The 24,849-nt window shown below is 71.5% G+C and carries 20 protein-coding genes, 1 pseudogene and 1 riboswitch; of the genes and pseudogenes, 13 read left to right on the top strand and 8 right to left on the bottom strand.

Features of this window, described 5'->3' with window-relative positions:
- Nucleotides 1–26: 26 nt before the first annotated feature.
- Both AC2W7E_RS15000 and gdhA read left to right on the top strand, forming a co-directional pair.
- Nucleotides 27–2,773: pseudogene (locus AC2W7E_RS15000) on the top strand (phosphoenolpyruvate carboxylase).
- A 132-nt stretch (nucleotides 2,774–2,905) separates the two neighbouring features.
- Nucleotides 2,906–4,276 carry an NADP-specific glutamate dehydrogenase gene (gene gdhA / locus AC2W7E_RS14995; RefSeq protein WP_485989413.1) on the top strand — a complete coding sequence of 457 codons (1,371 nt, stop codon included), beginning with the start codon at nucleotides 2,906–2,908 and terminating at the stop codon, nucleotides 4,274–4,276.
- A 73-nt stretch (nucleotides 4,277–4,349) separates the two neighbouring features.
- On the opposite strand, the gene AC2W7E_RS14990 is transcribed toward gdhA, so the two are convergent.
- Complete coding sequence (locus tag AC2W7E_RS14990) at nucleotides 4,350–4,946, bottom strand: gamma carbonic anhydrase family protein (RefSeq protein ID WP_025103909.1); 597 nt, start codon at nucleotides 4,944–4,946, stop codon at nucleotides 4,350–4,352.
- A gap of 61 nt (nucleotides 4,947–5,007) precedes the next feature.
- The gene (gene mfd / locus AC2W7E_RS14985) at nucleotides 5,008–8,574 is read right to left on the bottom strand and encodes a transcription-repair coupling factor (RefSeq protein ID WP_485989412.1); all 3,567 of its coding nucleotides are present in this window, start codon (nucleotides 8,572–8,574) and stop codon (nucleotides 5,008–5,010) included.
- Nucleotides 8,575–8,717: 143 nt separating this feature from the next.
- Between mfd and AC2W7E_RS14980 the strand changes: the two genes are divergently transcribed.
- From AC2W7E_RS14980 to AC2W7E_RS14950, 7 genes are all read left to right on the top strand, one after another.
- Complete coding sequence (locus tag AC2W7E_RS14980; RefSeq protein WP_085606685.1) at nucleotides 8,718–9,281, top strand: GNAT family N-acetyltransferase; 564 nt, start codon at nucleotides 8,718–8,720, stop codon at nucleotides 9,279–9,281.
- Between the two features lie 49 nt (nucleotides 9,282–9,330).
- The gene (locus AC2W7E_RS14975) at nucleotides 9,331–10,194 is read left to right on the top strand and encodes an Fpg/Nei family DNA glycosylase (RefSeq protein ID WP_485989411.1); all 864 of its coding nucleotides are present in this window, start codon (nucleotides 9,331–9,333) and stop codon (nucleotides 10,192–10,194) included.
- 67 nt (nucleotides 10,195–10,261) lie between these two features.
- A riboswitch (FMN riboswitch) is annotated at nucleotides 10,262–10,406 on the top strand.
- A gap of 64 nt (nucleotides 10,407–10,470) precedes the next feature.
- The gene (ribD, locus tag AC2W7E_RS14970) at nucleotides 10,471–11,529 is read left to right on the top strand and encodes a bifunctional diaminohydroxyphosphoribosylaminopyrimidine deaminase/5-amino-6-(5-phosphoribosylamino)uracil reductase RibD (RefSeq protein ID WP_485989410.1); all 1,059 of its coding nucleotides are present in this window, start codon (nucleotides 10,471–10,473) and stop codon (nucleotides 11,527–11,529) included.
- Nucleotides 11,529–12,197 carry a riboflavin synthase gene (locus tag AC2W7E_RS14965; protein ID WP_485989409.1) on the top strand — a complete coding sequence of 223 codons (669 nt, stop codon included), beginning with the start codon at nucleotides 11,529–11,531 and terminating at the stop codon, nucleotides 12,195–12,197. The genes ribD and AC2W7E_RS14965 overlap by 1 nt, the downstream gene beginning before the upstream one ends.
- Complete coding sequence (gene ribA, locus AC2W7E_RS14960; protein WP_025103904.1) at nucleotides 12,194–13,462, top strand: GTP cyclohydrolase II; 1,269 nt, start codon at nucleotides 12,194–12,196, stop codon at nucleotides 13,460–13,462. Before AC2W7E_RS14965 ends, ribA begins: the two co-directional genes overlap by 4 nt.
- The gene (gene ribH, locus AC2W7E_RS14955; protein WP_025103903.1) at nucleotides 13,459–13,932 is read left to right on the top strand and encodes a 6,7-dimethyl-8-ribityllumazine synthase; all 474 of its coding nucleotides are present in this window, start codon (nucleotides 13,459–13,461) and stop codon (nucleotides 13,930–13,932) included. The genes ribA and ribH overlap by 4 nt, the downstream gene beginning before the upstream one ends.
- Nucleotides 13,933–14,017: 85 nt before the next feature.
- Entirely contained in the window at nucleotides 14,018–14,377 is a 360-nt protein-coding gene (locus AC2W7E_RS14950) for a Fe-S protein (protein WP_071328707.1), read from the top strand.
- Between the two features lie 8 nt (nucleotides 14,378–14,385).
- Here the strand turns inward: AC2W7E_RS14950 and AC2W7E_RS14945 are convergent, their stop codons facing one another.
- Complete coding sequence (locus tag AC2W7E_RS14945) at nucleotides 14,386–14,889, bottom strand: GAF domain-containing protein (RefSeq protein WP_366216033.1); 504 nt, start codon at nucleotides 14,887–14,889, stop codon at nucleotides 14,386–14,388.
- On the bottom strand, nucleotides 14,886–15,383 hold the full coding sequence (locus tag AC2W7E_RS14940; RefSeq protein WP_485989408.1) for a metallophosphoesterase family protein: 498 nt from the start codon (nucleotides 15,381–15,383) through the stop codon (nucleotides 14,886–14,888). The genes AC2W7E_RS14945 and AC2W7E_RS14940 overlap by 4 nt, the downstream gene beginning before the upstream one ends.
- Nucleotides 15,384–15,527: 144 nt before the next feature.
- Between AC2W7E_RS14940 and AC2W7E_RS14935 the strand changes: the two genes are divergently transcribed.
- The gene (locus AC2W7E_RS14935; RefSeq protein ID WP_060923458.1) at nucleotides 15,528–16,988 is read left to right on the top strand and encodes an MFS transporter; all 1,461 of its coding nucleotides are present in this window, start codon (nucleotides 15,528–15,530) and stop codon (nucleotides 16,986–16,988) included.
- Between the two features lie 70 nt (nucleotides 16,989–17,058).
- Here AC2W7E_RS14935 and AC2W7E_RS14930 read toward each other — a convergent pair whose 3' ends face one another.
- A complete protein-coding gene (locus AC2W7E_RS14930; RefSeq protein ID WP_485989407.1) occupies nucleotides 17,059–17,445 on the bottom strand; it encodes a type II toxin-antitoxin system VapC family toxin in 387 nt (128 codons plus the stop codon).
- Complete coding sequence (locus AC2W7E_RS14925; protein WP_126894495.1) at nucleotides 17,442–17,687, bottom strand: FitA-like ribbon-helix-helix domain-containing protein; 246 nt, start codon at nucleotides 17,685–17,687, stop codon at nucleotides 17,442–17,444. The genes AC2W7E_RS14930 and AC2W7E_RS14925 overlap by 4 nt, the downstream gene beginning before the upstream one ends.
- A gap of 119 nt (nucleotides 17,688–17,806) precedes the next feature.
- Between AC2W7E_RS14925 and AC2W7E_RS14920 the strand changes: the two genes are divergently transcribed.
- Together AC2W7E_RS14920 and AC2W7E_RS14915 are read left to right on the top strand one after the other, a co-directional pair.
- Nucleotides 17,807–18,013, top strand: a complete 207-nt coding sequence (locus AC2W7E_RS14920; protein WP_060923460.1) for a hypothetical protein — start codon at nucleotides 17,807–17,809, stop codon at nucleotides 18,011–18,013.
- A 76-nt stretch (nucleotides 18,014–18,089) separates the two neighbouring features.
- On the top strand, nucleotides 18,090–19,976 hold the full coding sequence (locus AC2W7E_RS14915; RefSeq protein WP_485989406.1) for an ABC transporter ATP-binding protein: 1,887 nt from the start codon (nucleotides 18,090–18,092) through the stop codon (nucleotides 19,974–19,976).
- Nucleotides 19,977–20,227: 251 nt separating this feature from the next.
- On the opposite strand, the gene AC2W7E_RS14910 is transcribed toward AC2W7E_RS14915, so the two are convergent.
- The gene (locus AC2W7E_RS14910) at nucleotides 20,228–22,090 is read right to left on the bottom strand and encodes a phosphoenolpyruvate carboxykinase (GTP) (protein ID WP_025103894.1); all 1,863 of its coding nucleotides are present in this window, start codon (nucleotides 22,088–22,090) and stop codon (nucleotides 20,228–20,230) included.
- 109 nt (nucleotides 22,091–22,199) lie between these two features.
- Between AC2W7E_RS14910 and AC2W7E_RS14905 the strand changes: the two genes are divergently transcribed.
- On the top strand, nucleotides 22,200–23,642 hold the full coding sequence (locus AC2W7E_RS14905) for an XRE family transcriptional regulator (protein WP_025103893.1): 1,443 nt from the start codon (nucleotides 22,200–22,202) through the stop codon (nucleotides 23,640–23,642).
- A gap of 91 nt (nucleotides 23,643–23,733) precedes the next feature.
- Here AC2W7E_RS14905 and AC2W7E_RS14900 read toward each other — a convergent pair whose 3' ends face one another.
- Nucleotides 23,734–24,777, bottom strand: a complete 1,044-nt coding sequence (locus AC2W7E_RS14900; RefSeq protein ID WP_303708320.1) for a winged helix DNA-binding domain-containing protein — start codon at nucleotides 24,775–24,777, stop codon at nucleotides 23,734–23,736.
- Nucleotides 24,778–24,849: the final 72 nt, after the last annotated feature.

Here is a 24,849-nt window from a genome sequence, read left to right as displayed (position 1 = left end):
GTAGGCCGCGGCGTCACACCGTCGTCATGCGTGCAGGACACCCCGATCCACCCGGCTACTCTCGGAGGGTGACCCCCGATTCCCCCGCTTTCTCCGAGCCGACGCCCACCGAGGCCATCCGCGTGATCGGTCGTTTCGAAGCCGGTCGCGGCATCCCCGATGCCATGCGCTCCGACGTGCGGATGCTGGGCCAGCTCCTCGGCCAGGTGCTCCGCGAGGCCGGCGGCGACGACCTGTTCGAGGACGTCGAGCGCCTGCGCCTCGCGACCATCCAGGCCTACGAGGACCACAGCTCCTACGCGTTCGACCGCGCCGCGGCGATCGCCGACTCCTTCACGATCGCCCGTGCCGACGAGGTCGCCCGCGCGTTCACCTGCTACTTCCACCTCGTGAACCTCGCCGAGGAGCACCAGCGCGTGCGCGTGCTCCGGGAGCGGGCGGGGCAGGCCCCTTCGGCAGGCTCAGGGGCCCAGGCGACGGACACGGTCGCGGGGGCGTACGCCCGGCTGCGCGAGGAGGTCGGCGACGACGAGGCCCGTCGTCGTCTGGACGGCCTGCGCTTCCACCCCGTCTTCACGGCCCACCCGACCGAGGCCCGCCGCCGTGCGGTCTCGTCGAGCATCCGCCGGCTCTCCGAGCTGCTCACCCAGCACGACGCAGCCAGCGCAGGCGGCTCCGAGGAGCACCGCGCCCGCCGCCGGATGCTCGAGGAGATCGACACCCTGTGGCGCACGGCGCCGCTGCGCGCGCAGAAGCCCTCCCCGACCGACGAGGTCCGCACCGTCATGGGCGTCTTCGACGAGACGCTGTTCACCACGGTCCCCCACGTCTACCGCCGGATCGACGACGCCCTGCGCGGCGAGGAGTCCGGCGCCAGCGCCCCGGTCGTCCCGGCGTTCGTGCGGATCGGCTCCTGGGTCGGCGGCGACCGCGACGGCAACCCGTTCGTCACCGCCGCAGTGACCCGCGAGGCGTCGCAGATCGCCTCCGACCACGTGCTCCGCGGCCTCGAGCGGGCGCTCGACCGGATCGGCCGCACCCTCACGCTCGCCGCGGACGACACCCCGCCCAGCGCCGAGGTCACCGCGCTCTGGGAGCGTTTCGCGGCCGCGGAGCCGATGGTCGCCGACGAGCTCGCAGCCCGTTCCCCTGACGAGCCGCACCGCCGGGTCGTCCTCGTCATGGCCCGCCGCGTGGCGGCCACGCGCCGCGGAGACGAGGAGGGCTACACGGGTCCGGAGGAGCTGCTCGCGGAGCTGCGCGCCGTGCAGTCCTCCCTCGTCGCCGCCGGGGCCCGCCGCCACGCGTTCGGCGGCGTGCAGCATCTGATCTGGCAGGTCGAGACCTACGGCTTCCACCTCACGGAGCTGGAGGTGCGCCAGCACTCCCAGGTGCACGCGAAGGCCCTGGCCGAGCTCGAGGCCGGCGGTCCGATCAGCACGCAGACCGAGGAGGTGCTGGAGGTGTTCCGCGCGATCGCGGACATCCAGCGCGACCGGGGTCTCCGCGCCGCGGGTCGCTACGTCGTCTCCTTCACGCAGGCGGCCTCCGACCTCGCGAACGTGTACGAGCTGGCCCGTCATGCGCTCGGCGACGACGCCCCGGTGCTCGACGTCGTGCCGCTGTTCGAGACCTTCGCCGACCTCCAGGCCGCCCCGGGGATCCTCGCCGAGGCCGTCACCTTCCCGGAGTTCCGCGAGCGGATGGCCGCGACCGGCAACCGGCTGGAGGTCATGCTCGGCTACTCCGACTCCTCCAAGGACGTCGGGCCCGTGGCCGCGAACCTCGCGCTGTACACGGCGCAGGAGAAGATCGCCCGCTGGGCACAGGAATCGGGCATCGAGCTCACCCTCTTCCACGGCCGCGGCGGTGCACTCGGCCGTGGCGGCGGCCCCGCCAACTCCGCGATCCTCGCGCAGCCCCCGCACTCCGTCGACGTCGGTTCAAGCTCACCGAGCAGGGCGAGGTCATCTTCGCCCGCTACGGCGAGCCCGCGATCGCGATGCGGCACATCGACCAGGTCGCCGCCGCGACGCTGCTCGCTTCCTCCCCCACGGTCGAGGAGCGCACGAGCCGCGCGGCCGCCCGCTACGCCGACGTCGCCGCGACGATGGACGCCGCCTCCCGCGAGCGGTTCTTCGCGCTCGTCAAGGCCGAGGGCTTCGCCCCGTGGTTCGCGACCGTGACCCCGATGGAGGAGATCGGCCTGCTCGCGCTCGGCTCGCGGCCCGCCCGCCGCGGCCTCTCGGTGGAGTCGCTGGAAGACCTCCGGGCCATCCCCTGGGTGTTCGCGTGGACGCAGGCCCGGATCAACCTCGCCGGCTGGTTCGGGCTCGGCACCGCGCTCGAGGCCGTCGGCGACGAGGAGCTGCTCACCGAGGCCTATCGCGAGTGGCCGCTGCTGCGCACGATGGTCGACAACGTCGCGATGAGCCTCGCCAAGACCGACGAGCGCATCGCCCGGCAGTACCTCGCCCTCGGCGACCGCGACGACCTCGCCGCCCTGGTGCTCGACGAGCTCGCGCTCACCCGTCGCTGGGTCATCCGCCTCACCGGAGGCGAGGGCCTGCTGGAGAACAAGCCCGTGCTGCAGCGGGCCGTGCAGCTGCGCAGCCCGTACGTCGACGCCCTCTCCCTCCTGCAGCTGCGGGCGCTCCGCGCGCTCCGGTCGGCACCGGAGCAGCCGGAGGGCTCCGGCGCGGACGCCGAACAGCAGCGCCTGCTCCTCCTCTCCGTCAGCGGGGTCGCCGCCGGCCTGCAGAACACCGGGTGACCGGAGCCCTCCCGCCGCGTGCGCGGAGGCCCTCGTCGCCGACGCTAGAGTGAAACCTCCGCCTCACCCGGCTCTGCTTTCGCGTGCGACACGATCGCCCGCACCCCATCCCCCATCAGAAAGCCCTCCCGCGTGACCGTCACCACCCCCACCGACTTCCACCCGCTCGCCGCCTCCGTGCAGCCCGTCTTCGACACGGTGCTGGCGCGCAGCCCGCACGAGCCGGAGTTCCACCAGGCCGTCCACGAGGTGCTGCACTCCATCGCCCCGGTGCTGGAGCGCCACCCGGAGTACGTGGACGGCGGGATCCTGGAGCGCCTGGTCGAGCCGGAGCGGCAGATCATGTTCCGGGTGCCGTGGGTCGACGATGCCGGGAAGCTGCAGGTCAACCGCGGCTACCGCATCCAGTTCTCCTCCGTGCTCGGTCCGTACAAGGGCGGCCTGCGGTTCCACCCGTCGGTCAACCTCTCGATCATCAAGTTCCTCGGCTTCGAGCAGATCTTCAAGAACGCGCTCACCGGTCAGGGCATCGGCGGCGGCAAGGGCGGCTCCGACTTCGACCCGCACGGCAAGTCCGACGCCGAGGTCATGCGCTTCTGCCAGTCGCTCATGAACGAGCTCTACCGGCACCTCGGCGAGCACACCGACGTCCCCGCGGGAGACATCGGCGTCGGCGGCCGCGAGATCGGCTACCTCTTCGGCCAGTACCGCAAGGTCACCAACCGCCACGAGTCCGGCATGTTCACGGGCAAGGGCACCGGCTGGGGCGGCGCCGAGGTACGGACGGAGGCCACCGGCTACGGCGCGGTGTTCTTCGCGCAGGAGATGCTCGGCGTGCACGGCGACTCCCTCGAGGGCAAGCGCGTCGGCATCTCGGGCTCCGGCAACGTGGCGATCTACGCGATCCAGAAGGCCGCCCAGCTCGGCGCGACCGCGGTGACGGCGTCCGACTCCTCCGGCTACGTCGTCGACGACGCGGGCATCGACCTCGACCTGCTGCGTCAGCTCAAGGAGGTCGAGCGCGCCCGCATCGTCGAGTACGCGAACCGCCGCCCGAGCGCCCGGTTCGTGGAGAGCGGCAGCGTGTGGGAGGTGCCCGTCGACATCGCGGTGCCCTCCGCCACCCAGAACGAGGTCAGCCTCGCCGATGCGGAGGCCCTGATCGCGAACGGGGTGCGCGCCGTGTCCGAGGGCGCCAACATGCCGTGCGTGCCCGAGGCCGTCGAGGCGTTCCAGAAGGCCGGCGTGCTGTTCGCCCCGGGCAAGGCCGCGAACGCCGGCGGTGTCGCGACCTCGGCCCTGGAGATGAGCCAGAACGCCTCGCGACAGCGCTGGAGCTTCGGCGACAGCGAGAACAAGCTCCGCGAGATCATGGGCGACATCCACCGCGCCGCTTTCGAGGCGGCCGAGCGTCACGGCGTCCCCGGCGACTACGTCGCGGGTGCCAACATCGCCGGCTTCGAGCGCGTCGCCGCGGCGATGCTCGCCCAGGGCGTCATCTGACCCATTCGAATCGCCTGAATGGTCCCAAATCCGGCCGAGATGCGACCATTCGGGCGATTCGAAGGGTGTGGGGTCAGACCTGACGGTCGTCGGCGTGCCGCGCGAGGGAGCTGCCGTAGCGCTCCGTGAGCTGCACCATGAGGTCGGGAGTGTCCCGGTCGACGCCGAAGACGTGTCCGGGGAAGTCGAGCTCGGGCTGGGCCGCCGCGATCTCCGCGTCCCGGTCGGGTGAGAGCAGCTGCACCGGATCGCCGACCGCGACCCACCCGATCGGCACCACCGTCCCCGATGGCAGCACGGCCCGGCGATGCACGATGGCGTTGACCCGCACCTCGCACCGATCCCCGACGAGCGCGCCGTTGAAGACCCGGGCTCCGGACGCGAAGAACACCTCCTCGCCCACGGTCGCCCCGGCGATGCTGGCCAGTGTCCCGACGAGGGTGTGCGCCCCGATGTGGACGGCGTTCGCCGCGGTCGCCCGGATCAGCGCGTTCTCCATCACGATGACGTGCGCGCCGAGGGTGATCGGGCCGCCCTCCGCGGTGATGACGGCGCCGTGCAGCACCTGGCAGCCCGGTCCGAGCTCCACGTCACCGGAGATGACGGCGGTGGGAGCGACGACGGCGGTGTCGTGGATGCGGGGGCGAGCCCCGAGGTGCTCGTACAACATGCGGCCAGACTAGTCCGCGGCGTCTGCGGCGTGCACGACTTCGGAGATCATCACCACCGGATCACTCGGGCTTGGCGGGCTCGGGGAAGATGGCGGTGAACAGCTGGTCGACCCAGGCGAGCAGCTCGGCGTCGGGCAGCGGCTCCACGCCCACGCCGACCGCCGCGGGCACCGTGGGCATCGGCACGACCAGGGCCTCCCCGCCGGAGACGAGCTTCGCCTTCGGATACAGCCGCTGCAGCCGGACCTTGATGGAGTCCTCGAGGCGGGCGGGCGCGAGGCGCAGGTTCGAGCCCATGGCCACGACGTCGGTGAGCCCGGCCCTGGCCGCCCGGCGCCGCAGCCGTGCGATCGACACGAGTCCGGTGACCTCCTCCGGCGGCGTGCCGTACCGGTCGACGAGCTCCTCCACCACGAGGTCGATGGCGTCGTCCTTCGCGGTCGCGGCCGAGGCGGCGGAGAGCTTCTGGTACGCCTCGAGCCGGAGGCGTTCGCTGTCGATGTAGTCCTCGGGGATGCGGGCGTCGAGCGGCAGCTCGAGGCGGAGCTCCTGCCCGGTCTCGACCTCCTCGCCGCGGAAGGTCGCGACGGCCTCGCCGATCATGCGCAGATACAGGTCGAAGCCGACCCCCGCGATGTGTCCGGCCTGCTCCGCGCCGAGGAGGTTTCCGGCTCCGCGCAGCTCGAGGTCCTTCAGGGCGACCTGCATTCCGGAGCCGAGGTCGTTGTTGACCGCGATGGTCTGCAGCCGGTCGGCCGCGGTCTCGCTCAGCGGCTTCATGTCGTCGTAAAGGAAGTACGCGTAGGCGCGCTCCCGTCCGCGACCCACGCGTCCGCGGAGCTGGTGGAGCTGGCTCAGCCCGTACTTGTCGGCGCGGTCGATGATGATCGTGTTCGCGTTGGAGATGTCGAGGCCGGTCTCGATGATCGTGGTCGAGACGAGGACGTCGAACTTGCGCTCCCAGAAGTCGTCGACGACCTGCTCCAGCGCGTGCTCCCCCATCTGCCCGTGCGCCACGGCGATCCGCGCCTCGGGGACCAGCTCGGCGAGCTCGGCCGCGACCCGCTGGATCGACTGCACGCGGTTGTGCACGAAGAAGACCTGGCCCTCGCGGAGGATCTCGCGGCGGATGGCGGCGGCGATCTGCTTGTCGCTGCGGGGTCCGACGAATGAGAGGATCGGGTGCCGGTCCTCCGGGGGTGTGGCGAGCGTCGACATCTCGCGGATGCCGGTGACCGCCATCTCCAGCGTGCGCGGGATCGGGGTGGCGCTCATCGCGAGGATGTCGACGTTGGTCTTCATCTTCTTCAGCGCGTCCTTGTGCTCGACGCCGAAGCGCTGCTCCTCGTCGATGATCATGAGGCCGAGATCCTTGAACAGCACCTGCTCGGTGAGGATGCGGTGCGTGCCGATCACCATGTCCACCGAGCCGTCGAGGAGGCCCTGCAGCGTGAGCCGCGCCTCCTTGTCGGTCTGGAACCGCGACAGCGGCCGCACCTTGACCGGGAACCCGGCGAAGCGCTCCGTGAACGTCTCGAGGTGCTGCTTGACGAGCAGGGTCGTCGGGACGAGCATCGCCACCTGCTTGCCGTCCTGGATGGCCTTGAACGCCGCGCGGACGGCGACCTCGGTCTTGCCGAAGCCGACATCGCCCGAGAGCAGCCGGTCCATCGGGATGGGCCGCTCCATGTCGGCCTTGATCTCGTCGATGGTCTGCAGCTGGTCCTGGGTCTCCGCGAACGGGAACGCCTCCTCCAGCTCGCGCTGCCAGGGGGTGTCCGGACCGAAGGCGTACCCCTTGGCGTTCATCCGGGCGGAGTAGAGCTTGACGAGTTCGACGGCGATGTCGCGGACCGCCTTGCGCGCCTTGCCCTTGGCCTGCGCCCAGTCGCTGCCGCCCATCTTCGACAGGGTCGGGGCCTCGCCGCCGACGTACTTCGACAGGAGGTCGAGCTGATCGGTGGGGACGAACAGCTTGTCGCCGGGGTAGCCGCGCTTCGACGGCGCATACTCCAGCACGAGGTAGTCGCGGACGGACTTCGCGGCGTTGCGGCCCCCGGTGGAGACCTCGCGCTGGGTCATCTCGACGAACCGGCCGATACCGTGCGTCGCATGCACGACGAAGTCGCCCTGCTTGAGCTGCAGCGGATCGACGACGTTCTTCCGACGGGAGGCGAGCTTCTTGACGACGCGCTGGTCGCCGCCGATGGTGCGGCCGTAGAACTCGTTGTCGGTGAGGACGGCGAGCTTCGCCTCCGGCACCTGGAAGCCGGCCTCGACGCCGCCGACGGTGAGGGTCGCGACCCCCGGGTCCGGCGCATCCGCGATGGTCTCGACGACCCGCGCCGCGATGCCGCGGTCGGACAGCACGTCCCGGGCGCGGTCGACGAGACCGTGTCCGGTCGCGAGCACGACCACGCGCCAGCCGTCGGCGACCTTCGCGTCGACGAAGGCGATGGCGCCGTCGACGTTGCCGTGGAAGGAGGGGATGACGGTGGCCGCCTCGACGCTCTCCGCGGTCGCATCGCCGATCCCGAACGGGCTCAGCCGCCACCACACGCCGCCCCGGTCGCGGACGACCTCGCGCAGGTCGGCGATGGTGAGGAAGTCGCCGGCGCCGAGATCGATGGGGGCGGAGGCACCGGAAGTCGCCGCGCTCCAGGCGGCGTCGAGGAACTCGCGGTTCGTCTCGCCGAGGGTGAGGGCGCGGGCGGTCGAGCGCTCCGGGTCGATCACGGCGGTCGCCGTGCCCTCGGGCAGGTACTCGACGAGCGACTTGAGGGGGCCGGCGACCGCGGGCAGCAGCGACTCCATGCCCTCGACCGGGATGCCCTCGGCCATCTTCTCGAGCATGCCGCTGATGGCCGGGAAGCCGCCGATGAGCGCCCTGGCGCGCTCCCGCACCTCGGCCGTGAGCAGGAGCTCGCGGCTGGGCGGGAGGTCGACGCGCGGCACGTCGCCGGGGAGCGAGCGCTGGTCCGCCACGGAGAACGCCCGGATCTGATCGATCTCGTCGCCGAAGAACTCCACGCGGTAGGGGTGCTCCGATGTGGGAGGGAAGACGTCGAGGATGCCGCCGCGGACGGCGAACTCGCCCCGTCGCGACACCATGTCGACGCGGGAGTACGCCCGTTCCACGAGCTGCTCGGCGACGTGGTCGAGCTCGTTGCCGCGGCTGCCCACGGTCAGCTCGAGCGGCACGATGTCGCCCAGGTTCCCGGCGATGGGCTGGAGCGCCGCGCGCACGGAGGCCACGACCGCGAGGGGGCGCTCCCCGGACCACTCGGCGACGCGCCGCAGGGTCTGCAGTCGCAGGCCGACCGTGTCCGGGCTGGGGCTGAGGCGCTCGTGCGGCAGCGTCTCCCAGGCGGGGAAGGTGAGCACCTCGGCGTCCGGGACGTACGTCTCCAGGGCCTGCGCGACCGATTCCGCGCGGCGCCCCGTGGGCACCACGGCCAGCAGCGCCGCCGGGTGGCCGGCCGCCGCGCGCTTGGCGAGCAGACCGGCGAGCACGGGCGCGTCGAGCCCGTCGACCAGGCCGAGGTCGGCGTCGGTGTGCGCCCAGGCGAGAGCGTCACGATACAGAGACGCCTCTTCCAAGGCGCGCAGAATCCCCGGAACAGTCACCGGACAAGCCTAATCGCGCCCACCGACACTGCGGTCGGCTTCCCTGCATCCCACCCGTTTCCGTGCCTCCCACCCCGTTACGGACGCGCGGAAGGGGCCGGGGCGAACCGAAGGGGCCGGGTCGAACGTTTTAGGCTGGACGGATGCTTCCGGTCACCCTCACCACCGCACGACTCGTCCTCCACGCCCCGACGGAGGCGGACGTCGACGCGATCACCGAGGCGTGCCAGGACCCGGAGATCGCGCGGTGGACGACGGTGCCCTCCCCCTACTTCCGGCAAGACGCGGAGGACTTCGTCGCCCTCGTCGAGCAGTGGTGGGAGGACGGCTCGCAGACCGTCTGGGGTGTCTACGCCGACGACGTCCTCGTGGGCATGGTCGGACTCCACCACATCGGGGAGCATCCGGCCGGGGGCCATGCCGAACTCGGCTACTGGGTCGTCGCCGACGCCCGCGGCCGCGGCTACCTCGTCGAGGCCGCGCGGGCCGTGCTCGATTGGGGCTTCGCGGAGCTCGGCCTCGCCCGCATCCGCTGGCAGGCCGTCGTGGGCAACGTCCCCTCCGCCCGCGCCGCCCGCGCCCTCGGCTTCCGCTTCGAGGGCACCATGCGCCAGGGACTCACCAGCCAGCGCGGACGGGACGACGGCTGGCTCGCCGGGCTGCTGCGCGAGGACGACCGGACGCCGGTCGAGTGGTCGGTGCTCTGACCGCACGTCCACGCGTGACAGCGTCGGACCCCGGTGACAGGATGGCTGCATGCCTGAGATGCCGGAGGTCGAAGGACTCGTCGCGTTCCTCGGCGAGCGCACCACCGGACGCACGATCACCCGTGCCTCCGTGGCCGCGATCGCCGCGCTGAAGACCTACGACCCGCCGATCTCGGCACTGGAAGGCGCGGCGATCACCGGCGCGGAGCGCCGCGGCAAGTTCGTGGTGCTGTCCTGCGGGTCCGAGCTGCACCTCATCTTCCACCTGGCGAAGGCCGGATGGCTGCGCTGGTACGACACTCTGCCGACCACGCTCCTCAAGCCGGGCAAGTCGCCCATCGCGCTGCGGATCGCCCTCGACGACGGCAGCGGCTTCGACCTGACCGAGGCCGGGACGAAGAAGTCGCTGGCCGTGTACGTGGTCCGCGACCCCGCCGAGGTGCCCGGCATCGCGCGGCTCGGCCCCGACCCGCTCGATCCGTCCTTCACGCGCGACGCCTTCGCCGCGCTGCTGGACGACCGTCGGATGCAGATCAAGGGGCTGCTCCGCGACCAGGGCGTGATCGCGGGCATCGGCAACGCCTACTCGGACGAGATCCTGCACGCGGCCCGCATGTCGCCGTATGCGATCGCCGGCACGCTGGACGACGCCGAGATCGACCGCCTGTTCGCGGCGATGCAGGAGACCCTCGCCGAGGCCGTCGCGGCCGCCGCGGGCAAACCTCCGGCTGATCTCAAGGACGCCAAGCGCCGCGGCATGCGGGTGCACGCCCGCCGGGGCGAGGCGTGTCCGGTCTGCGGCGATGAGGTGCGCAGCGTGTTCTTCGCCGACCGCTCCCTGGAGTACTGCCCCACCTGTCAGACCGGCGGCAAGGTGCTCGCCGATCGGCGGCTCTCCCGCCTGCTCAAGTGAGGGGCGGGGAAGGGCCCCTGCCACGGAATGAAACGGGCGCGGACGCGTTGAGTACACTCAGAGCAGCAACGTGCTCCGGGGTCGGTGGGAATCCGAACCGGCGGTGACAGTCCGCGAGCGTTCCGAGTGATCGGGATGCCGATCCGGTGGAATTCCGGAACCGACGGTGATGCGAGGGACACCTCGCTAGTCCGGAAGGGAGGCAGCACGAGGCGCACGCGCGTGCGTCCGTTCCGCCACCCTGCAGCGACCCCGAGGCCGCAGAGAGGACGACGGATGGCAGTGACCGCGACAGAGCGCCGCGCGATGGATCGCGCGCTCGCCCTCGCGACCCGTGGCCCCCGCGGAGTCAATCCGCAGGTGGGCGCCGTGCTCCTCTCCCCCGACGGCGAGGTGCTGGCCGAGGGCTGGCACCGGGGCTCCGGCACTCCGCACGCCGAGGTCGACGCGCTGTCGAAGCTCACCCCCGGCGCCGCACGCGGCGCGACCGCGGTCGTCACCCTCGAACCGTGCAACCACACCGGTCGCACCGGTCCGTGCGCGCTCGCGCTCATCGAGGCCGGGGTGGCCCGGGTCGTCTACGCCCTCGACGACCCGGGTGACGTCTCCGGCGGCGGCGCAGAGCGGCTGCGCGCCGCGGGCGTCAGCGTCGAGTCCGGCGAACGGGCCGCGGAGGCACGCGCGCTGATCGGCGACTGGCTCTTCGCGGCGCGACGCGGCCGTCCGCACGTCACCGTCAAGTGGGCGCAGAGCCTCGACGGCAGGGCCGCGGCGGACGACGGCACCAGCCAGTGGATCACCGGGCCCGAGGCGCGTGCCGACGTGCACCGGCGACGCGCCGCGGCCGACGCCATCGCGGTCGGCACCGGCACCGTGCTCGCCGACGACCCCGCGCTCACCGCCCGCGCCGGCGACGAGCTCCTGCCGCATCAGCCCGTCCCGGTCGTGATCGGCGCGCGACCCACCCCTGCGGATGCGGCGGTGCACCGTCATCCGCACACGCCGTTGTTCTTCGACACGCACGACCTGTCGGCGGTCCTCGCTGCGCTGCACGAGCGCGGCATCCAGACGCTGTTCGTGGAGGGCGGCCCGACGCTCGCCAGCGCGTTCCTCGCCGCCGGGCTCGCGGACCGTGTGCTCGCCTATGTCGCCCCGGTCCTCCTGGGCGGGAGCCGCCTGGCCGTGACCGACATCGGCGTCCGCTCGATCGACCAGGCGCGCCGCCTCGTCGTGGACGAATGGCTGCCGTTGGGCGCAGACCTGCTCGCGATCGCGCATCCTGCGGACGCGGACGACCCGGACCACGCGGGCCCGGAGAAGGAGGGAAGCCTCTGATGTTCACCGGAATCATCGAGGAGATCGGCGTGATCACCGCCATCGCCGAGTCGGGCGACGGCTGGCGGCTCACCGTCCGCGCCCCGAAGGCGGCCGCCGACGCCGTGCACGGGGAGTCGATCGCGGTCTCCGGCGTCTGTCTGACCGTCGTCGGCTCCACCGCCGAGACCTTCGACGCCGACGTCATGAAGCAGACGCTCGACGTCGCGGCCCTCGGTACGGCGAGCGTCGGGACCAGGGTCAACATCGAGAAGGCGATGCCCGTCGGCGCACGGCTCGGCGGGCACATCGTGCAGGGCCACGTCGACGGGACCGGTGTCGTGCTCGAGGTGCGCCCGGGCGCGCAGTGGAGCGTGCTCCGCATCAGCCTTCCGTACGACCTCGCGCCGCTCGTCGTCGACAAGGGCTCCATCTCGGTCGACGGCACCTCGCTGACGGTGAGTGCGGTGAGCCCGCCGGACCCTTCGACAGGCTCAGGGACCCAGGACGGCTCGGGGGCCCGGGGCGGGCACTGGTTCGAGGTGTCGCTCATCCCGGAGACCCTGGCGGCGACCACCCTCGGCACCCGCGCGGTCGGCGACCGCGTGAACCTCGAGACCGACATCCTCGCGCGGCACGTCGAGCGCCTGCTCGCGTTCCGCGCCGCACCGGAAGGGGGCTCGCGATGAGCCTGGCAACCATCCCCGAGGCCCTGGAGGCGCTGCGCGCCGGCCGGCCCGTGCTCGTGGCCGACGACGAGAACCGCGAGAACGAGGGGGACGTCGTCCTCTCCGCCGAGCTCGCCACCCCCGAATGGGTGGCGTGGACGGTGCGCTGGTCGTCCGGCTTCATCTGCGCGCCGATGCCCACCGACCTCGCGGACAGCCTCAACCTCCCGCCGATGGTCGCGGCCAGTGAAGACGCCCGCTCCACCGCCTACACCGTGAGCGTCGACGCCGCGGAAGGGGTGACGACGGGAATCAGCGCGAGCGACCGGGCGCACACCCTCAACGTCCTGGCCGATCCGTCCTCGACGGCGACGAGCATCATCCGCCCCGGCCACGTGCTGCCGCTCCGGGCCGTCGACGGCGGTGTGCGCGAGCGCAGCGGTCACACGGAGGCCGCGGTCGAGCTCATGAAGCTCGCCGGCCTCCGGCCGGTCGGCGCGATCGCGGAGGTCGTCGCCGAGGATGGCAGCATGATGCGGCTTCCCGGGCTTCTCGAACTGGGCGCCCGCGACGGCGTGCCGGTCATCACGATCGAGCAGCTGATCGCGCACCTCAACGAGATCGACCCGGACGGAGCGACACCGGCCGCCCAGCGTGGACGCCGTGTGAGCCTCCGTGCCGACGCCACCGTGCCCACCGACCACGGCACGTTCCGCTTCCTCGCCTACAAGGACCGCGTCACCGGCACCGACCACATCGCGGTCGTGTCGGGCGAGCCGACCGAGACCGCCCTCGTGCGCGTGCACTCCGAGTGCCTGACCGGCGAGGCGTTCGGCTCCCAGAAATGCGAGTGCGGGCCGCAGCTGGACGCCGCGCTGGACGCGATCGACCGCGAGGGCGGCATCGTCATCTACATGCGGGGGCACGAGGGACGCGGCATCGGGCTCATCAACAAGCTGCGGGCCTACAGCCTGCAGGAGGACGGCCTGGACACCGTCGACGCGAACCTGGCGCTGGGGCTCCCCGCGGACGCCCGCGACTACGCCGCGGCGGCCGGGATCCTCACCGACCTGGGCGTCTCGAAGGTCCGGCTGCTCACCAACAACACCGACAAGGTGAACAAGCTGCGCGAGCTCGGCCTCGACGTCGTCGAGCAGGTGCCGCTGATCGTGGGCGTGGGCCCGAACAACCACCAGTACCTGGAGACCAAGCGCGACCGCATGGGCCACATCATCGGCGAAGCAGAGCTCGCCGAGGCCCTCGCGGCAGGAAAGGACGAGGAATGAGCGGCGCCGGAGCACCGAAGACGGGGAACATCGACGGGCGGGGGCTGGAGGTCGTCGTGATCGCCGGCACCTGGCACGAGGTGATCTCGAACGGCCTGATCGCCGGCGCCCAGCGGGTGCTCGACGAGGCGGGGGCGACGCATCGGCTGGTGCGAGTGCCCGGTTCGTTCGAGCTCGCCGTGGCCGCACAGGCCGCCTTCGCCGGCGGTGCGGACGCGGTGGTCGCCCTCGGGGTCATCATCCGTGGCGGCACGCCGCACTTCGAGTACGTCTCAGCGGCGGCGACCGACGGCCTCACCCGCGTCTCCCTCGATGCCGGCAAGCCCGTCGGGTTCGGGCTCCTCACGCTCGACGACGAGAAGCAGGGGCTGGACCGCGCGGGCCTGGAGGGCTCGAAGGAGGACAAGGGGGCGGAGGCCGCGGACGCCGCGCTGCGCACCGCCCTCGTGATCCGCGAGCTGCGCGGCTGACCCCCTCCGCCTCGCGCCCGATCGCGGGCGCGAGGTCAGGCGTGCCTTGGTGGCGCGGAACGCCGCGCTCTCGTACGGTGAGGGCATGGAGACCCTGCGCCACATCGTGCTCTTCGTCCACCTCATCGGCTTCGCCGTGCTCTTCGGGGCCTGGGCGGCGCAGGCGTTCGGTGGCAAGCGGGTGTTCACGCGTCTGATGACCATCGGCATGACGATCGCCGCGGTCGCCGGCCTCGCCCTCGCCGCCCCGTGGGGCCTTCCCGAGGGCGTCGAGATGAACTACGCCAAGATCGGCACGAAGCTCGTCATCCTCCTCGCGATCGGCGCCCTGCTCGGGATCGGCACGGCGCGCCAGAAGCGCGACCAGGTGGTGCCGCCCGCGATCTTCTGGCTCGTGGGCATCCTCACCGCGGTCAACGCGGCCATCGCCGCGATCTGGCGCTGAGGCGCGGATCAGCGGAGGCCGCGCTCCCAGAGTGCGGCTGACTGCTCCCCGACCTCGGCCGTGCGGATGCGCTGGCCGTTGCGTCCCCCGCGGGCGAACGTGGCCGTGACGCCCGGCGGGACATCGGAAGGCGCCACCGGGCGCGAGGACCAGGTGCAGTCGCGCACATGCACGAGGTCTGCCGCCACCGCCGCCGGATCGTCGTCGTAGCGCCACGGCCCGGTCAGCGTCCCGAGCCAGAAGTACCCGTCGACGTCCTGCGTCCAGACGAGGGTTCCGGTCGGAAGCGCCGCGAACCGCTCCAGCCGCCGCGCCGCCCGCTCGCCATGACGGGCGTCGACGGCCGCGAGCCCCGCGGTCAGGGAGCGAGGCGGGCTGTCGAGCCGCCCGCCCATGCCGCACACACCTCCGGCGAGCGCGCGCTCGACGGCGACCCCCGGGGCGACGGCATCGTCGCGGGAGCGCATCGGGGCCCGGTAGGCGATCGGGACATCGGCTCCGCCGTCGGTCATCGGACCGGCACCAGGGTCGCCTCGACATCGCGTCCGTCGACCACGACGTGCATCATCGTGTGCACCGGCTGCCGGCGCCGGTCGGTGGGAGAGCCCGGGTTGAGCAGCCGCAGCCCGTTCGGTGTCACGGTGTCCCACGGGATGTGCGAGTGTCCGAAGACCAGCAGGTCGGAGTCCGGGAAGGCGAGATCCATCCGCTTCTCCCGCCCCGTCGCGGCGCCCGTCTCGTGGATGACGGCGACGGCGGTGTCCTCCACGGTGAACCGCGCGATCTCGGGCAGCACCCGACGGATCTCAGGGCCGTCGTTGTTGCCGTGCACGCCGTGGAGCACACGCGCGCGGGACTGGAGCAGCTCGACGGTGGCGAGATCGACCCAGTCCCCCGCGTGCACGACGACATCGGCCTCGTCGATCGCCTGGAGCACCGCGTCCGGCAGCCGCTTCGCCCGCTTCGGAACGTGCGTGTCGGCGAGGAGCAGCATCCGCGTGGTCATGGTCCTCCTCCGGCCGGCCTCCCCCGACTCTACGCGGGGCACCGACGCGCTCGACCCCGCCCCGTCATCAACGTCCAGCGAACTCCCAGGAAGGCGTAGACTCGCCCGAGTCCGCTGGTATACCGGCGGAGGATCGGAGACCCCTTGAGCACCGCCACCACCCCCGCGAACCCCCGCTCGCGCGTCATCACCGCGAGCCTCGTCGGCACCACCATCGAGTTCTACGACTTCTACGTCTATGCGACGGCAGCCGTGCTCGTCTTCCCCACACTCTTCTTCCCGAGCACGAACGACACCGCGTCGCTGCTGTCGTCGTTCGCCGTCTTCGGCGCGGCGATGGTCGCCCGCCCGATCGGCGCCGTCGTCTTCGGGCATTTCGGCGACAAGTTCGGGCGCAAGGCGACCCTCGTCGCATCGCTCCTCACCATGGGCATCGCGACCTTCGTGATCGGCCTCCTGCCCACCTTCCAGCAGATCGGCTGGGTCGCCCCGCTGCTCCTGCTGATCCTCCGTCTCGCCCAGGGCTTCGCGCTGGGCGGCGAGTGGTCGGGCGCGGCGCTGGTGGCCACCGAGAACGCCCCGAAGGGCAAGCGCGCCTGGTACGGCTCGTTCCCGCAGCTCGGCGCGCCGCTCGGCTTCATCATCGCGAACGGCATCTTCCTCGCCATCAACTTCGCACTCCCGCACCCGGAGGACCCGGCGCTGAAGTCCGAGGCCTTCCTCTCCTGGGGCTGGCGCGTGCCGTTCCTCTTCTCGGCCGTCATGGTCATCATCGGCCTGTGGGTGCGGCTCCGTCTCGTCGAGTCGGACACGTTCAAGAAGGCGGAGAAGACCGGGGCCATCCGCAAGCTCCCGCTCGCGACCGTGTTCCGGCACCACTGGAAGCAGCTCATCCTCGGCACGTTCATCATGCTGGCGACGTACGTGCTGTTCTACCTGATGACGAACTTCACGCTCACCTACGGCACGAAGGCCGCCGACCTGGAGACCGCCTCGGCCGCCGCCCGTGCTGCCGCGGAGGCCACCGGAAAGGACTTCGACCCGAGCGCCTTCGCGGCGCAGTTCTACCCGGGCCTCGGCTTCGGCTACACGGACTTCGTGCTCATGCAGATCATCGGCGTCGTGTTCTTCGGCATCTTCACGCTGCTGTCCGGGCCGATCGCCGACGCCATCGGGCGCCGCAAGCTGCTGCTGTGGGTCACCGGACTCATCGTCGTCTTCGGCCTGTCGTTCAACATCTTCCTGCTCCCGCAGGCGGACCCGAAGTTCACCGGCGCTCTCACTCAGGCCTTCCTCGTGTTCGGCTTCATGCTCATGGGCACGACGTTCGGCCCGATGGGCGCTCTCCTGCCGGAGCTCTTCCCGACGAACGTTCGCTACTCCGGCTCGGCGATCGCATACAACGTGTCGTCGATCCTCGGTGCGGCCGTGGCGCCGTTCATCGCGGTGGCCCTGTGGGCGGCCGTCGGCGGCGAGCCCTGGCTCGTGGGACTGTACCTCTCGTCGATGGCGGTGCTGACCTTCATCGCACTCATCTTCACCCCGGAGACGAAGGACCACGACTACGAGGACGACCTCGGTCTCGCCTCCGCCGTCGAGCTCTAGGCCGACCGAACGACAGGAACGGCTGCACTCCCTCGGGGGTGCAGCCGTTCCTGTCTTCCTGGCCAGACGCTCACAGCACCACGACGTCGCAGTACCGGGCCGCCGTCTTCGCCAGCCGGCGATCGGCCGTGAGCAGAGGGACGTCGAGGGCCTCCGCGAGCGCGACATAACCGGCGTTGTACGCGGAGACGTCATCGCGCAGCGACCAGATCCGCGGGATGAGCCGACGCAGCGGATGGCGGGTGATCTGCAGCGCTCCGAACGCGTCGAGAGCCTCACGAGCAGCATGCGCCGGCATCGAGGACCGCATCGTGAGGCGTCGGAGCACGGAGAGGACCTCGATATCGAGACCCGCGTGCGCATGGAACTCCTCGCCGTGCGTCCAGACCTCCTCGCCCAGCAGGGCCTCGATCGCCGCCGAGGCATCGAGCACGGCCGCCTCGGATGTCCCGCTCACTCGCGCTCGTCCCGTTCGCGATCACGGGCGGCGAGGATGCCCTCGCGCGTCAGGGAGACGCCGGCCGCGCGCGCCCGTGCCCGCGACGCCTCGAGGACCTCGGCATTGCTGCGGTACCGGACGAGGTCCTCCAGCTCGCGCGCGACGTAGTCCGACAGGCTCATGCGTTCCGCCGCGGCACGCTCTTTGAGCCGGGCGTGAACCTCATCGGGCAGGTTCCTCACTTGCAGCATGCGAGCCATTCTGTCAGCATCGCATGCGTTCCGCATGCGGGCAAGGCCGTGCTGTGGACAACGTACTCGTCAACACTTCTTGACACCAGCCCGCCGCGTCAACGAATATTGACGCGAAGGAGGTCCCCATGTCTCAACCGACCACCATCGCCGCGGCCGAGGGCGGCGAACCCCTCGCCGAGCTCCACCGCCTGGCCGCGCTGCGCAAGGAGCTCGCGCGCGCCGAAGAGGCGCAGGTCCGCCGCGCCCGCACGAGCGGCTACTCGTGGCAGGCGATCGCGAGTGCCCTCGGCGTCACCAAGCAGGCGGCACATCGGCGCTTCGGTCGCACCTGAGCCCATACAGCCGCCCCATAGGAAACGACCGTCCCCCGAGTACGGTCGAAGTACCATCTCCAGATCGAGGTCCCCCATGTCCCGCACGGCGACAGCACGCCGACGCGGACGGGGCGCACCGGCCGACGGGCCCCGCGCCACCTTCCGCCAGCTCCTCCCCTTCCTCTTCGAGCACAAGCGCACCCTCGTCGTCGTCGCCGTCCTCAGCGTGTTCGGCGCCGCGACCTCGCTCGTGCAGCCCCTCCTCGTCGGCCAGGTCATCGAGGCCGTGCAATCCGACGGCACGATCGGCGTGCTCGTGTGGCTGCTCGTCGGCTTCGTGATCGTGTCGTCGATCATCTCGGGGTTCCAGCACTACCTGCTGCAGCGCACCGGCACCGCGGTCGTGTACTCCAGCCGCCGCAAGCTCATCGCCCGCATCCTGCACCTGCCGACATCCGAGTTCGACGCACGGCGCACCGGCGACCTCGTCTCTCGCGTCGGCACCGACACGACGCTCCTCTACGCCGTCCTCACGCAGGGGCTCGCCGACGCGGTCGGCAACGTCGTGCTCTTCGCGGGGGCGCTCATCGCGATGCTGCTCATCGACCCCGTGCTGCTGCTGCTCATCGTCGTGGTGATCGGCGTCTCCGTCGTGGTCGTCGTCGCCCTCAGCGGCCGGATCCGCACGGCGTCCACCGCTCAGCAGGAGAAGGTCGGCGAGCTGGCCTCGGGCGTCGAGCGGGCCGTCGGCTCCATCCGCACCATCCGAGCCTCCGGCGCGACCGAGCGGGAGACCGCGGCGGTGACGGAGCGGGCCTCCGAGGCGTACGGCATCGGCGTGCGGATCGCGAAGATCTCCTCGCTCGTGGTGCCGGTCGCCGGCATCGCCCTCCAGCTCTCCCTGCTCGTCGTGCTCGGCGTGGGCGGCTTCCGCGTCGCCGCCGGAGCCATCTCGATCGCGGCCCTCATCTCGTTCGTGATGTTCCTCTTCCTGCTGGTGATGCCGCTCGCCTCGACCTTCGGCGCGATCACCTCCGTCAACCAGGCTCTCGGCGCGCTCGGCCGCATCCAGGAGGTGCTCGACCTGCCCACCGAGACCCAGGACGACGCGGCCACCGCCGCCGCCCTCCCCCGTGACGAGGAGCCCGGCGCGGACGCCCCCGCGCTTGAGTTCCGCGACGTGCGGTTCCGCTACCCGGAGAACGTCGTCGCGGCCCGCCGTGCCGCCGCGAGGGAGGCACAGACCCTGCTCGCCGACGCGCACCTGGAGCAGGCCGAGGCCGCCGCCGACCTCCAGGACCACGAGGTGCTCCGCGGGGTGTCCTTCGCGGTCCCCCGGGGGGCACGGGTGGCATTGGTCGGCCCCAGCGGGGCGGGGAAGAGCACCATCCTCTCCCTCATCGAGCGCTTCTACGACCCCACGGGCGGCTCCATCCGTCTGAAGGGACACGACACCCGCACCTACGCGCGCGACGAGCTCCGCGCCCACTTCGGCTACGTCGAGCAGGACGCCCCGACTCTCGCCGGCACCCTCGCCGAGAACCTGCGGCTCGCCTCCCCCGACGCCACCGATGCGGACTGCGAGCGCGTGCTCCGCGCCGTGAACCTCGGCGACGTGCTGGAGCGGAACCCCCTCGGGGTCGATGCTCCGGTCGGCGAGGACGGCGTGATGCTCTCCGGCGGCGAACGGCAGCGGCTCGCGATCGCCCGGGCGCTCCTCACCGACGCCCCGATCCTCCTGCTGGACGAGTCGACCTCGTCGCTCGACGGCGTGAACGAGCAGCGCATGCGCGAGGCCATCGACGCGGTCGCCACCGACCGCACGCTCGTCGTGATCGCGCACCGTCTGTCCACCGTCGTCGACAGCGACCTCATCGTGGTGCTGCAGGACGGCGTGGTCGTCGGACAGGGCACGCACGCCGAGCTCGTGGAGTCGACCCCGCTCTACCGCGACCTCGCCCGCCACCAGCTCCTCGCCTGACTCCCCCTCCCCCCTCTCCCCCCACCTACACCGCCGAGACCCCGCGTTTCCGTCGAGACCCCGCCTTCCGCACGTATGCGGGGCGGGGTCTCGACGCGAAACCGGGGTCTCGGCGGAAAGTGGGTGCCACGAAGGCGGGGCGTCGGAGACCACTCAGCCATGGGTTCGTCTCTGATGCCCCGCCTTCGCGGGTCTGTCTCGACCCGGAGGCCGAGGGTGCCGGCTCCCCCGAACCGGCACCGGTCTGGGGGCTACGCCTTCGCGAGGCGGTAGCGCAGCGACGCGAGCTCGGTGCGCAGCGCCGCCGGGACGCGGTCGCCGAAGGTGTCGTAGAACTCCTCCGTGAGGTCGGCCTCGGCCTTCCACGCCTCGGGGTCGACCGAGAAGAGCTCGTCGAGGTCTTCCGCGGGGATGTCGAGGCCGTCGAGGTTGAGGTCCTCCACGCGCGGCAGGCGTCCGATGGGGCTGTCCACCGCCGGCACGTCACCGGCCACGCGGCGGATGATCCAGTCGACGACGCGGGAGTTGTCGCCGAAGCCGGGCCAGAGGAACCGGCCGTCAGCTCCGCGACGGAACCAGTTCACCTGGAAGATGCGCGGTGCACGGTCGAAGCGCAGGCCGCGGCCGACCTTCAGCCAGTGACCGAAGTAGTCGGCCATGTTGTAGCCGCAGAACGGCAGCATGGCGAAGGGGTCGCGGCGCAGCTCGCCGACCGTGCCCTCGGCGGCCGCCGTGCGCTCGGAGGAGATGTTCGAGCCGAGGAACACGCCGTGGGTCCAGTCGGTGGCCTCGACCACGAGCGGCACGTTGCTCGCGCGGCGTCCGCCGAACAGGATGACGTCGAGCGGCACGGCCTCCTCCCAGTCCTCGGAGATCTGCGGGCACTGGGCCGCCGACACCGTGAAACGCGAGTTGGGGTGCGCCGCAGGACGGCCGGAGTCGGGCGTCCAGTCGTTGCCCTCCCAGTCGATGAGGTTCGCGGGCGCCTCGTCGGTCAGGCCCTCCCACCACACGTCGCCGTCGGGGCGGAGCGCGACGTTGGTGAAGATCGTGTTGCCCCACAGCGTCTCGACCGCGGTGACGTTGGTCGACTCACCGGTGCCGGGCGCGACGCCGAAGAAGCCGGCCTCGGGGTTGATCGCCCAGAGTCGTCCGTCCTCGCCCGGGCGGATCCAGGCGATGTCGTCGCCGAGGGTCTCGACCTTCCAGCCGGGGATCGTCGGACGCAGCATCGCGAGGTTGGTCTTGCCACACGCCGACGGGAACGCGGCGGCCACGTGGTACGCCTTGCCCTGCGGGTCGATCACGCGGATGAGGAGCATGTGCTCGGCGAGCCAGCCCTCGTCCCGGGCGATCACCGACGCGATGCGCAGCGCGAAGCACTTCTTCGCGAGGATCGCATTGCCGCCGTAGCCCGAGCCGTACGAGTAGACCTCGAGCGTCTCCGGGAAGTGCACGATGTACTTGTCGTCGTTGCAGGGCCACTCGACGTCCGGCTCGCCCGCCTCCAGCGGAGCGCCGACGGAGTGCACGGTCTTGACCCAGGGCGCGCCCTCGGCGATCTGGCGGGTGACCTCGTCGCCCACGCGGGTCATGATGCCGATCGACGCGACGGCGTAGGCGCTGTCGGTGATCTGCACGCCGATGTGCGACAGGGGGCCGCCGACGCGACCCATCGAGAACGGCACGACGTACATCGTGCGGCCGCGCATCGAGCCCTCGAAGATCTCGTCCATCTTCGCGTGCATCTCGGCGGGGTCGGCCCAGTTGTTGGTGGGGCCGGCGTCCTCCTCGCGCTCCGAGGCGATGAAGGTGCGCGCCTCGGTGCGGGCGACGTCGCTGGGGTGCGAGCGCGCCAGGTACGAGCCGGGACGCCACTCGGGGTTCAGCTTGATGAGCTTGCCCTCGTCGACGAGTCCGCGCAGCAGCCAGTCGTTCTCGGCACGCGAGCCGTCCACCCAGTGCACGGCGTCCGGCTGCGTGAGCGCGCGGATCTCCTCGACCCAGGCGGCGAGCTCCGCCATCGCAGGGGTGTCGTAGGAGGGGGCGGTGCCGAACGTGCGCGTCGGGGCGACAGGGGACGTGCGAGGGGTGAGAACTTCGGCCATGGCCATGACTGCTCCTTCGAAGTGTGGGGCGTTGCTTCCATCTTCTTCGCCCTCGGTGCGGACTTTCGGCCAAATCGAACGATAAGAATCACACTTCTTTCGCTAGACTCAAACTATGGCGTCCTCCGGCATCCACCTCACGACCCTCGGCCACCGCATCCGGCACCGCCGCCTGGAGAAGGGCTACACGCTCGACGAGCTCGGAGCCCTCGTCGGGGTCGCCGGCTCCCAGCTCAGCCTTATCGAGAACGGCAAGCGCGAGCCCAAGCTGTCGCTCCTCCAGGCGATCGCGCAGGCCACCGGCACGGAGGTGACCGATCTCATCTCCGGCGAGCCGCCGAACCGCCGCGCGGCCCTGGAGATCGAGCTGGAGCGGGCGCAGGAGAGTCCGGTGTTCCGTCAGCTCGGGGTCTCGCCCGTCCGCGTCACGAAGGGCATGAGCGACGAGACCATCGAGTCCATCCTCGGGCTGCACCGCGAGCTGCAGCGCCGCGAGCGCGAGGCCATCGCGACCCCGGAGGAGGCCCGTCGCGCCAACACGGAGCTGCGCCTGCGGATGCGCGCGCAGAACAACTACCTGCCGGACATCGAGAAGCTCGCGGAGAAGCAGCTCAAGGCGGCCGGCCATTCGCAGGGCGCCCTGACCCACCGCACCGTGAGCATCATGGCTGAGAAGCTCGGCTTCGAGCTCATCTACGTCAACGATCTGCCGCACTCGACGCGCTCGGTCACCGACCTCGAGAACGGCCGCATCTACCTGCCCCCGGCGTCCATCCCCGGCGGACACGGCCTGCGGTCCATGGCGCTGCAGGCCATGGCGCACCGCCTGCTCGGGCACACGCCGCCGACCGACTACGCCGACTTCCTGCAGCAGCGCCTGGAGATCAACTACTTCGCCGCATGCTGCCTGATGCCGGAGACCGCCGCGGTGGCCTTCCTGCAGCAGGCGAAGAAGGACCGCAACCTCGCGGTGGAGGACTTCCGCGACGGATTCGGCGTGACGCACGAGGCCGCAGGCATGCGCATGACCAACCTGCTCACGCAGCACCTCGGCATGTCGCTGCACTTCCTGCGCGTCGACTCGACCGGGGCCATCACGCGCGTCTACGAGAACGACGACCTGCCGCTGCCGATGGACGTGACGGGGGCCGTGGAGGGACAGCGGGTGTGCCGGAAGTTCCAGGCCCGTTCCGCCTTCACGGAGCAGAACCGCACCGTCGAGCACCACCAGTACACGGACACCCCGTCCGGCACGTTCTGGTGCTCCACGCAGACCGGCTCGTCGAGCGAGGGCGAGTTCTCCGTCACGGTCGGCGTGCCGTTCGACGATGCCCGGTGGTGGCGGGGACGCGAGACGAACGACAGGGCCGTGTCGACCTGCCCCGACGAGGCGTGCTGTCGTCGCCCGTCGCCCGAGCTCACGGAGCGCTGGAAGGGCCGGGCATGGCCGAGCGCCCGCGTGCACACCCACATGTTCTCGCCGCTCCCCCGCGGCATGTTCCCCGGCGTGGACGATAACGAGGTCTACAACTTCCTCGGTCGCCACGCGAGTGAGTGACCCGCCGACCCACCCCCTTGCGTCCACCCCGGCCCGTTACGCGCGGGCGTAAGGGGCCGGGAGGCACGGAAGGGGGTGGGTCGACGAGGGGTCAGGCGAGGAACGCGGCGAAGCGGGCGAGGGCGGCGGTGACGGCGGCGGGGTCCTCGGGGGGCTCGAAGAGAGTCGGAGGGGTGGTGTGGGCGGCGGCGGCGTGGGTCCAGCAGCCGATCACGCGGCCGTGCTCCACCACGGTCGCCCGGACCATTCCGTTCTTCCCCGGGCCGACGGCGGGGAGGTGTTCCGGAGCGCAGACGACGGTGCGGTCGGCGTAGGAGATGTAGTACTCGTCGAAGGCTCCGAGGGCGAACACGGACGGACGGCTCGCCGCGCGCCGGGGTGGGGTGCTCCCGACGAAGACCCCGTCCTCGACCTCGGTCACCCTGGTCGCCGCGCGCTCCGCCGCCTCCCGGGACCGCCCGAGCGTCAGCCCCGACCACCACGCGAAGTCCGCGACCCCGGCGGGCCCGTGTCCCTCGACGTAGCGGACGAACAGCTCGGCCAGCGGGTCCTCCGGGCGGGCGTGATCGCGGATGTGGTCCGCCGCGAGCACGAACCGCTGCTCCCGCGTGATGCCCTCCCGCGGCACGACCGGCCCCTGCACGAGCACGCCGGCGACCGTCAGCGCGAACAGCAGGTGGATGCCGCGCTGCCCTGAGGGGTCGATGCCGATGCCCTCGAGCACCGGGAAGATCTCGCTCCGGGTGAGGCCGCCGTCACGGAACCGCGGCGTGAGCTCCCGGACGACCGCGTCGATCATGGCGTCGTCGATGCCGAGCTGCCGCTGTCGGGAGGCCGCCTGCTGCTGCTGTCGTGCGGCCGTGACCTCCAGCACCCACCCGAGGTCGCGTGCGGGGATCGTGTGCAGCGTCCCCCGCATGGTCCAGGCCCGGACGAGGTCCCCACGGTCGAACGCGGCGTCGACGTCACGAAGCCGTACGCCGCCTTTCGTCCGCACGGCCAGCGCCCACCGTCCGGCCGTGAAGTCCTGGCTCTGCACCGCGAGCAGCCGCGCCGCCGCCCCCGTCACGTCCGCCGCCGGCGCGGTCAGCCCCTGCCACCGCAGCCGCTCCTCCCGCCATCGTGAGGTCTTCATGCCCCTCATCATGCCGCGACCCACCCCCTTTCGCGTGCCCCGGCCCGTTGCGTGCGTGCGCAGGGGGCCGGG

It is taken from the genome of Microbacterium sp. CFSPD4_SD4 (assembly GCF_057364585.1).
This window is presented reverse-complemented; position numbering and strand designations above follow the sequence as displayed.